10 protein-coding genes and 1 pseudogene are annotated in these 8,869 nt (G+C 71.5%); 3 read left to right on the top strand and 8 right to left on the bottom strand.

What is annotated here, in order from left to right; translation table 11 throughout:
• Positions 1–12: 12 nt before the first annotated feature.
• The gene (locus BA175_RS05480; RefSeq protein WP_069170054.1) at positions 13–885 is read left to right on the top strand and encodes a TauD/TfdA dioxygenase family protein; all 873 of its coding nucleotides are present in this window, start codon (positions 13–15) and stop codon (positions 883–885) included.
• 211 nt (positions 886–1,096) lie between these two features.
• Here the strand turns inward: BA175_RS05480 and BA175_RS05475 are convergent, their stop codons facing one another.
• The gene (locus BA175_RS05475) at positions 1,097–2,062 is read right to left on the bottom strand and encodes a pirin family protein (protein WP_069170053.1); all 966 of its coding nucleotides are present in this window, start codon (positions 2,060–2,062) and stop codon (positions 1,097–1,099) included.
• Positions 2,063–2,183: 121 nt separating this feature from the next.
• On the opposite strand from BA175_RS05475, the gene BA175_RS05470 reads away from it, so the two are divergent.
• Entirely contained in the window at positions 2,184–2,558 is a 375-nt protein-coding gene (locus BA175_RS05470; protein WP_069170052.1) for a tetratricopeptide repeat protein, read from the top strand.
• 219 nt (positions 2,559–2,777) lie between these two features.
• Here the strand turns inward: BA175_RS05470 and BA175_RS05465 are convergent, their stop codons facing one another.
• Both BA175_RS05465 and BA175_RS05460 read right to left on the bottom strand, forming a co-directional pair.
• Positions 2,778–3,551, bottom strand: a complete 774-nt coding sequence (locus tag BA175_RS05465; RefSeq protein WP_069170051.1) for a CbtA family protein — start codon at positions 3,549–3,551, stop codon at positions 2,778–2,780.
• A gap of 26 nt (positions 3,552–3,577) precedes the next feature.
• Positions 3,578–3,793: a CbtB domain-containing protein gene (locus tag BA175_RS05460; RefSeq protein ID WP_069170050.1), complete on the bottom strand. Its 216-nt coding sequence runs from the start codon at positions 3,791–3,793 to the stop codon at positions 3,578–3,580.
• Positions 3,794–4,066: 273 nt separating this feature from the next.
• Here BA175_RS05460 and BA175_RS05455 point away from each other — a divergent pair, with 273 nt between their 5' ends.
• Positions 4,067–4,675: a histidine phosphatase family protein gene (locus BA175_RS05455; RefSeq protein WP_069170049.1), complete on the top strand. Its 609-nt coding sequence runs from the start codon at positions 4,067–4,069 to the stop codon at positions 4,673–4,675.
• Positions 4,676–4,696: 21 nt separating this feature from the next.
• Here BA175_RS05455 and BA175_RS05450 read toward each other — a convergent pair whose 3' ends face one another.
• The 5 genes and pseudogenes from BA175_RS05450 to BA175_RS05430 form a co-directional block, all read right to left on the bottom strand.
• Positions 4,697–5,359, bottom strand: coding sequence for a 4'-phosphopantetheinyl transferase family protein (locus tag BA175_RS05450; protein ID WP_069170048.1), 663 nt, complete (start codon positions 5,357–5,359; stop codon positions 4,697–4,699).
• On the bottom strand, positions 5,356–6,261 hold the full coding sequence (locus tag BA175_RS05445; RefSeq protein WP_069170047.1) for a metallophosphoesterase family protein: 906 nt from the start codon (positions 6,259–6,261) through the stop codon (positions 5,356–5,358). The genes BA175_RS05450 and BA175_RS05445 overlap by 4 nt, the downstream gene beginning before the upstream one ends.
• 94 nt (positions 6,262–6,355) lie before the next feature.
• Positions 6,356–6,704: pseudogene (locus BA175_RS32195) on the bottom strand (alpha/beta fold hydrolase); the annotation flags it as partial.
• Between the two features lie 79 nt (positions 6,705–6,783).
• Complete coding sequence (locus BA175_RS05435) at positions 6,784–7,191, bottom strand: VOC family protein (RefSeq protein ID WP_069170045.1); 408 nt, start codon at positions 7,189–7,191, stop codon at positions 6,784–6,786.
• A gap of 101 nt (positions 7,192–7,292) precedes the next feature.
• Positions 7,293–8,636, bottom strand: coding sequence for a geranylgeranyl reductase family protein (locus tag BA175_RS05430; RefSeq protein ID WP_069170044.1), 1,344 nt, complete (start codon positions 8,634–8,636; stop codon positions 7,293–7,295).
• Positions 8,637–8,869 lie beyond the last annotated feature (233 nt).

The following is an 8,869-nucleotide window of genomic DNA, read 5'->3' as shown; positions in this document are numbered from 1 at the left end:
TTGGAGGATGGCATGGAGTCATACGAACTCGAAGCACTGGAAGCGGTGACCACACGTCCCGCGCGTGCCTACCGCACGCTCACCGTCGAACGGATCACGCCCGTCCTGGGAGCGGAGGTATCGGGCGTCGACCTGTCGCGGGAGATTCCGGCGGAGCAACTGGAGGAGATTCGGACCGCCTTCCTGGACCATCACGTCCTCGTCTTCCGCGATCAGACGATCAGCGCCGAGCAGCACAAGCGCTTCGCCGGCGCCTTCGGTGAACTGCGTCCCGTCAACCCGCCGCCGCCCGAGGGCGATCCCTGTGTCCTGGAGATCCGCACGAAGTCGGCCGCGGCGGATGTGGCGGGCAACGGCTGGCACGCGGACGGCACCGCAGACGCCGAACCGTCACTGGGCTCGATGCTCTACATCACCGAGACTCCCGAACCCGGGTGCGGCGGCGACACGCTCTTCGCCAACATGCACCTCGCCTACGGCATGCTCTCACCGGCGATGCGCGCCCTGCTGGACCCGCTGACCGCGATCCACGACGGCGCGCAGGCTCTGGCGGGGTACACACCGCCTGCGGACTACGTCATCCCCAAGAGCGAGCACCCTCTCGTCGCACGGCATCCCGAGACCGACCGCAAACTGCTCTACGTCAACAAGGCCTACACCAGCCGCATCCCGCAGCTCTCCGCCGACGAGAGCCGGGCCCTGCTCGACATGCTCTTCGACATGATCGCCCGCAGGCCGGTGCTGCACTGCCGCGTCCGCTGGACCCCCGGCACGCTCGTCTTCTGGGACAACCGGTGCGTCCAGCACCATGCGACGTACGACTACTACCCCTACGCCCGCTACGGGCGGCGCGTCGCCATCAACGGCGGCCCCGTCAAGGGCTGATCCCCTGAGCACGGTGAGGCGTCGGGCACGGACCCGGTCCGCGTACGACGCCTCACCGTGCTGCCTGAGGCAAGGGCCGGCTTCGGTCTCGGACGTGAACGGCGGGCCGGGACGCCGATCCGCAGAAAGCGCACCGCCTCCCCCGCCGTGTCGACGGGGGAGGCAGCCCGGTCCTGCGGGGCGGGACCGCTCAAGGGCGCATCACCCCAGGTCAGCGAACGCGACCCCGCGGCTTCAGCGCCACCGGCGGCAGCGCGGGAGCGGGGAGGCGACCCCCGTCGTACCCCTCCACCTCACCGAACCGTGTGCCGGTCGTCCAGTCCGTACGGGCCTGCTCGATCTCCTCGTGCGAACGCCCCACGAAGTTCCACCACATGACGATCTCCTCCTCGAACGGCTCCCCGCCGAGCAGCATCAGGCCCGCGTCCGAGCCCGCCCGCAGCGGCAGTTCGGCGCGTCCGCAGCCGAGGTACAGCATGGAGCCGGGGAGGACCGGGACGCCGTCCACCTCGGCCTCACCGGACATCGACAGCACCGCGTACTCGAAGTCGGGGTCCAGGGGCAGCCGGGCCTCGGCGCCGGCTGTCAGGGCCAGGTCGGCGCCGATGATCGGGGTGTAGGCCGTGCCGGGCGACCTGGCGCCGTCGAGTTCACCGAGGATCACCGTGGCCTCCAGACCGGGCGCCGTGACCGTGGGCAGGTCGGTGTGGTGCTGGAAGTGGGGTTCGACGTTCCGGTGGGCGTCGGGCAGGGCTACCCAGAGTTGGGCGCCGTGCAGGAACCTGGCGTGCGGTTTCGGGCTCTCCTCGGAGTGGCTGATGGCCCGGCCCGAGGTCATCAGGCCCAGCTCACGCGGCCGGATGGTACGGAGGCTGCCCAGGCTGTCCCGGTGGAGAACCTCGCCGTCGTGGAGCCAGCTCACCGTCTGCAGGCCCATGTGCGGATGCGGCGGCACCTGCATGCCGGGCTCGTCGGCGATGTCGTCAGGGCCGTAGTGGTCCACGAACGCCCACGCGCCGACCATGCGGCGCCCCAGGTTGGGCAGCAGCCTGCGGACCTCGGTGGACTCTCCGAGCTGCACGTGGCGGGGGGTGAGGAGTTCACGTACCGGTTCGCCGACGACGAACCCCCGGCCGCCACAGACGGAGAGTGCGGCCTGACGATCGAGATTGCTCATGGCGTTCAACCTATTCCCGTGCGGACGCGGAGCAACGGTCCCCACGCCGAGAAGTTAGTGGAATATTAAACTATGCCCACCGGTTGACGGGTCTGCTGGACATTGTGGCCGAGGAGGAGAAGTGAGCGAGACCTACTACGAGTTCGGTACCCCCGCCGACCGCTGGGACCGGGCGCAGTTGTTCTTCGTGGCGAAGGAGTACCTCACCGCGGCGCGCATTCTGGGCGGGCTGGTGGAGGAGGCGCCGGAGCAGGTCGCGCCGCGTCTGCTGCTGGCGCGCGCCTACTACCACTCGGCGCGGCTCGCGAAGGCCGAGACGGAGCTGCGTGAGGTCCTGAGGCTGAACCCTGTCGAGGACTACGCGCAGCTCATGCTGGGGCGCACCCTCGAGCGCCAGGGCAGGCAGGCGGACGCGGCCCCCTACCTGCGGATCGCCGCCGCCATGACCGGCGATTTCGGCCCGGACGCGACTCCGCAGGGCCGGTCCGACCGCTGACAGCGGCACGGCGGGGGTGAAGGCCTCGGTCTCCACCCCCGCCGCCGTACCACGGTCCGGCAGGCCCCCCGCGACGCGGCCCCGGAGCTCGGCCCCGCCGTGACGGGCGGGACCCGCCGGGTCGGCCCGGCGGGTCCCGCCCGTCCCACGGAGGCCGCCGACGGAGGTCCTCGGTGTTCCGTCCGTCCGCCATCGGTCCTCGACCGTCAGCGTGGCTCCTCAGCCCGCCCCCACCCCGTGGGGGACCGGGCGGACTGCTGTACCACCCCCTGCCCCCGCCGGCAGCAACCGCTCCGTGAGGTAGCCGAAGACAAGTCCGAAAGCGGTCCACAGCGTGGCCTGGACGGCCAGTGTGGACAGCCGGAACCGCCACAGCAGAGTGGCCGGGAAGTCCGCTCCGACCTCGTCGAACGAGGGCAGGAAGGCGTAGGCGAGCCCGATCGCCAGGACGTAGCCCGCACCGGCGGCGACGGTGGCGTTCCAGTTGCCGAGGCGCTGGGCGAGGCGTCTGCCCCCGAGGACGGCCGCCACGGCCAGCAGGACACTGAGGGCGATCATCAGGAAGAACAGCCCGGTGCGCTGCCCGATCGTGTCGGGGTCGCCGACGGCCGGCGGGTTGGCGGGGTACTTGAGGAACGGCACGACGTACACCGTCAGGAGGGCCGCTCCGGCGACCAGTGCGGCCGTGGCCCGGGGACCGAAGGCGCCGATCCGTCCCAGGGCGTAGCAGAAGACGAGTGCGGCGATGCCTCCGACGGCGACGCCGAAGACCAGGACGCCGGTGGCGAGCCCGCCGGTGGCCTGCATGGTACGGCTGACCAGTTCCTCGCCGTGTTCGTGGGTGTGGGTGTGGGCGTGGGACTCCTCCAAGGCTATGGCTGCGTCCACGTGGGACTCGCCGAGGAAGTAGGCCACGGCAAGGGCGAGCGCTCCTGCCAGGAGACCGGCGATCATGCCGCGGACGAGCAGGGCTCGGATCGGTACGGAGTTCATGGGAGCTTCTCCTGTGCCGCCGGCTCTCAGTGGCAGGGGAATCCGAGCAGGTGCCGGCCGTCGTGGACCCATTCGTGCACGGCCTCGCCCGAGATGACCGCGGTGGCACCCTGTTCGGCGCCGACGAAGTACAGCAGGACGAGCATGAGGACGCCGAAGAAGACGGCCCAGGGGGCGATGGCCCTGGCCGGGACGGGGGTGATGGCGGGTGTGACGGTGGTGGGGTTGGCTGACTGAGCCATGGCAGAACCTCCTGCGGGAACACGCGTCCCTGTCGTGGTGCCTGAGACGAAGATGCCGGGTCTGACTTCCCGCAGCGAAACGGGTACACAGTGGCGCGACCGTGCCGGACTCTCACCGGGCTTCCGTCACACCTTCGTCGTGGTTGCCGTGACCATACCGCCTGCGGCTCCGCCCCCGCCACGGTGCGTGGGCCGCAAAGGCCGGTGACGCGGTCCGTGGTCCCATGGGGCGAGGTGGCTGTGCGGCCGCTGTTCGAGGAGGGGAGCCGGAGGATGACGGTACGGCTGATGTTGATCGCACCGGCCCTGAACCCGGGGGTGCGGGAGGCACGCTTCGCGCACGACGCCCCGTTGGACACGGCCGGGGTACGCGGCGCTGCGGCGGTCGCGGCGGCCGGTGAGGTGCCCGCCGCCGATGTGTACGCGCACGGTCCCTCCGAGCCGTGCCGTCAGACCGCCGAAGTGCTCGGTCTCGCTGCCTGTGCGGAACCCCGTTTCGGTGACTGGGACTTGGGCCGCTGGAGCGGGCGGCGGCTGTCGGAGGTCAGCGCCGCGGAGCCGGAGGCGGTGTCCGAGTGGCTGGCCGATCCCTCTGCCGTTCCGCACGGCGGCGAGTCGCTGCTGCAGTTGACCGCCCGCGTCGGAGACCTCCTGGATGCGACCGCCGCCGGGACGGTCCAGGTGCCCGGGAGCACGGCCGGGGCGGCCGGAAACCGGGTGCTGGCCGTGGTCGAACCCGCCGTCGTGCGCGCCGCGGTGGTCCACGCCCTGGCCCTCCCCGTGACGGCGTTCTGGCGGCTGGACGTGGCGCCGCTCGGCCTCACCGAACTCAGCGGTCGGGCGGGACGGTGGAACCTGCGGTGCGGCCGGCCTCTCGGCTGACACGGCCGGCCGGCCCCTGCGTCAGGCGGCCGGGAGCGCGATCGCGGTCACCGCGAAGCCGTCGTCGATGAGCCATCTCCCGCGCAGCGACCGCGGCACCCCGGGTGCGGTGCGCAGCAGTTCGGCGGTGAAGGTGCCCTCGGAGGAGGTCTCCGTACCGCGGTGGAAGGTGATGTCGGCCTCGTCGAAGCCGAGTTCGACCCTGGTGAGCGGGAACCAGACCTTGAAGACGCTCTCCTTGGCGCTGAACAGCAGCCGGTCCCAGTGGTGGGTCGCGTCCGGGGCCGCCGGGGGTATCCGTTCCCTCTCCGACGGCAGTGCTATCACGTCCCATACACCGGCCGGAAGCGGTTCGTTCGGCTCGGCGTCGATGCCCAGCCCGCGCACCTCCGACGCCCGGGCCAGTACCGCGGCACGGTAGCCCTCGCAGTGCGTCATGCTTCCGACGCATCCCTCGGGCCACAGCGGCATGCCCCGATGACCGCGCAGCACCGGGGACGGTGGCAGGCCGAGTGCCCCCATGGCCCGCCGCGCACAGACTCGTACGGCTGCGAACTCGTGTCTGCGCTTGTCCACGCTCGTGGCGACCAGTGCGGCTTCCTCGGGGTAGAGGGCTCCTGCGGGAGCCTCGGTCTCGTGGGTGTCCGCGCAGGCCACTTCGGCGGGGAGCAGCCGTTCGATCATGACGCCTCTTCCTCGGGGACGGGGGGCTGCTCGCCCTCGTACGGAAGGATCTGCCGCAGCAGGCCACGGGGGTGACCCCTCTTGCGCCATTCCCTGGGGTAGCCGATGGAGACCTCCTCGAAGCGGACTCCGTCGTGCCACGTCGTCCGCGGAATGTGGAGGTGGCCGTAGACGACGGCCGCCACGTTGAAGCGGCGGTGCCAGTCGGCGGTGAGTTCCGTGCCGCACCACTGGGCGAACTCCGGGTACCACATGACGGCGGTGGGTTCGCGCAGCAGCGGCCAGTGGCCCGCGAGGACGAGCGGGATGTCCGGATCGTGCGCGGCGAGCCGCTCTTCGGTCCGCGCCACCCGTGCCCGGCACCAGTCGTCCCGGGTGGCATACGGATCGGGGTGCAGCAGGTATTCGTCTGTGCAGACGATGCCCGCCTCGTGCGCGCGGGCCAGGGACTCCTCCTTGGTCGCCGTTCCGGGGACGCGGAACGTGTAGTCGTACAGGAGGAACAGGGGGGCCACGGCGACGGGTCCGCCGGCTCCGTGCCACAGGGGGTAGGGGTCCTCGGGAGTCGTCACGCCCAATTCCGCGCAGACCTGGACGAGGTGTTCGTACCGGGCCTGCCCGCGCAGCCGTACGGGGTCCCGCTCCACCGTCCACAGTTCGTGGTTGCCGGGGGTCCACACCACGTGCGCGAAGCGCCCCGCCAGCAGCGCGAGCGTGTTCTCCACCTCTTCCGCCCGCTCCGCGACGTCTCCCGCGACGATGAGCCAGTCCTCGTCGGACGTCGGGTGGAGACGGTCGGCGAGGGGGCGGTTGTCGGCGATTCCGACGTGGAGGTCGCTCACGGCGAGGAGCTTGCCCCGCCCCTCCGGCGGACGAGGGGCGGAGCCACTCTGTGATCGCATGGTGCGAATCTACCGCCTCACCGGCTCGCATCGGCACCTCGGGCGTGCGGTACCGGTGGTCCGGCCGGGCGCGGCCATGCTCGGGGAAGCGGACGAGATCCACCGGGTCGCCGTCGTGGACGGGCAGGCCGCCGTCGGTGCGGTGGACGGCCACGACGCGGTCGGCGTGGTCGAGGCCGAGGTAGCGGCTCACGTGGCTGCCCGCCTATGTCACCGCCTGCCGCGCCGAAGCGGCAGTAGCCGAGTACGTCCATGAGTTCGGCCCACAGAGCGGCGACGGCGATGGAGTCCAGGGGCGGGCCGGAGGGGCGGTCGGAGTACCCGTAGCCAGGCATGTCGGGCACCACCACGTCGAACGTGTCTGCGGGGTCCGCACCGTGCGCACCGGGATCGGTGAGGAGCGGGACGACCTTGGAGTAGCACCAGAAGGAGTCCGGCCACGGGACGGCACGGGCGCGTGCGGACGCCGGAACGCGCGGGGCCGGCGTGATCCTAGCGGGCCGGGGGGCGCGCTTCCCGAGATCAGCGGCCGCTGATGTTGACCATCCATCGGACGCCGAACTTGTCCGTGCACATACCGAACACGTCTCCCCACATCTGCTTCTCCAGCGGGATGAACACGTCAGCGCCGTCGGTCAGTCCCTCCCAGTAGCCGCGCAGCTCCTCCGGATCGTCCCCGCTCAGGCTCACCGCGATGCCGGTGCCGGGCCGGTGCTCCACCCCCGGCGGGTTGTCGGCACCCATCAGCACGAACCCGCCGGCCGTCTCGAGCTGGGCGTGCATGATCTTTTCGTCGTGGCCCGGGCCGACTCCCCCCATGTCACCGAAGGTGTGCAGCGTCAGATCGCCACCCAGAACGCCCCGGTAGAACTCCATGGCCTGCCGTGCGTCACCGGAGAAGCTGATGTAGGGATTGAGGCGAGACGGCATATCTGTTCCCTTTCATGACGTTTTGTCAGTTCTGGGAATCAAAGCACGGAAAGACGCTTGCCGGCTGTATCGGAGGGACTCGACGCCTTCGCCGTCACGGGTCACCGCCGCCCCGTGTCCCCACCTCGCGTTCCGCGGGCCCGCGTGCCCGGCCCCGGCGCCGGCGCCGGAACCATCCGGACGAGGCCGCGGACGACCGTGTCGATCAGGTCGTCGGAGGGTGCGTCCGTCCCGTGCGTCAGCAGCCGGGCGAGGGTTCGGACCAGAGCGGGCGAGGCCATGACGCGGCGGTTGAGCAGCGGCCGGTAGCCGTAGCGGGCGAACACCAGATCGGCCACGGTGTTGCCGAGCCGGTAGTAGCGCCCCCAGCGGCGGTTCACCTCCTTCGCGTACCGGTGCAGGGCCTGTTCACGCCCGGGTCCACCCGGCCGGTGCAGAGCGAGAGCGACGGTCTCGGCCGCGACCTCGCCCGCCTCCATGGCCTGGACGATGCCTTCACCGCTCCACGGACTCACCATGCCGCCGCTGTCGCCGACCAGGAGCAGTCCGCGGCGGTACTGCGGTCGGCGGTTGAACCCCATCGGCAGCGCGGCGCTGCGCAGGGGAGAGTCGGCGTTCTCCTCCCGGAGTCCCCACTGCGGGGGCAACCGGGTCAGCCACTGCTCCAGGGTGGCCCGCAGATCGACCGTGCCGTGGCCGCGGTGGGGCAGGGCGCCGAGGCCGACGTTCACGCGGCCGTCACCGAGCGGGAAGATCCACCCGTATCCCGGCAGGTCGCGGCCGGTTCGGGAGCAGAGCAGGTCGGCCCAGAGTTCCAGGTAGGGGTCGTTGCTGCGGGCCTCACTGCGGTAGTAGCGGCGAGCGGCGGTGGCCACCGGCCTGCTGCGGTCCCGTTCCAGGCCCATGGCCAGGGCGGTGCGTGCGGAGGCGCCGTCGGCGGCGATCACCACGGGGGCGCGGTACGTCACCGGCTGCCTGTCCGGCCCGGCGACGGCACTCACCCCGACAATGTGCCCGGCGCGGTCGGTCAGCGGGCCTGTCGCCTTCGTCTCCAGATGGAGGCGTGCTCCGGCGGCCACGGCCTGCCGGGCCAGGATGTCGTCGAAGTCGTACCGGGAGCGGGTGAGACCGAAGTCCGGCTGGCTACCCGAGCGGGGCCAGTCGATGTGCACCTGGCGCCCCTGACACACCCACCGCATGCCCTTGGTCCGGGTCCAGCCCGGTGCGTCGATGTCGACGCCCATGCGGACCAGTTGCTGCACACCGCGCGGGGTGAGACCGTCCCCGCACACCTTGTCCCGGGGGAAGGCGCCCTTCTCGAGCAGCACCACCTCCACACCCGCACGCGCCAGACACAACGCCGCGGCCGATCCCGCGGGCCCCGCGCCCACGACGATCACCTGCGTCCGGTGGTCGTCGTGTCCCTCGTGCTCGCCTGATTCCACGTACTGACTCCTCCGTGAGCGAGAGGCGGCCGGGCAGGATGACGACGTGCCGGCCCCGCGATCCGTGCGCCGGCCCGGACCGTGGGCCGACGCACGTGCACCTACCCCCGGGGCACCGGGCGCACCCCTCTCCCCCGGGGTGACGTCCTGCGGGCCGCCCACCGCGACCGGCGGGATTGCGCGGCTGCGGGGCCCGTCAGGAACCCTTGCCCCGTCCCGTGAGCGCGTCCCTG

Origin of the sequence: Streptomyces griseus, assembly GCF_001715295.1 — a bacterium.
Taxonomy (GTDB): domain Bacteria; phylum Actinomycetota; class Actinomycetes; order Streptomycetales; family Streptomycetaceae; genus Streptomyces; species Streptomyces griseus_G.
The sequence above is the reverse complement of the archived record's forward strand: the minus strand, read 5'-3'. Positions and strand labels throughout refer to the sequence as shown.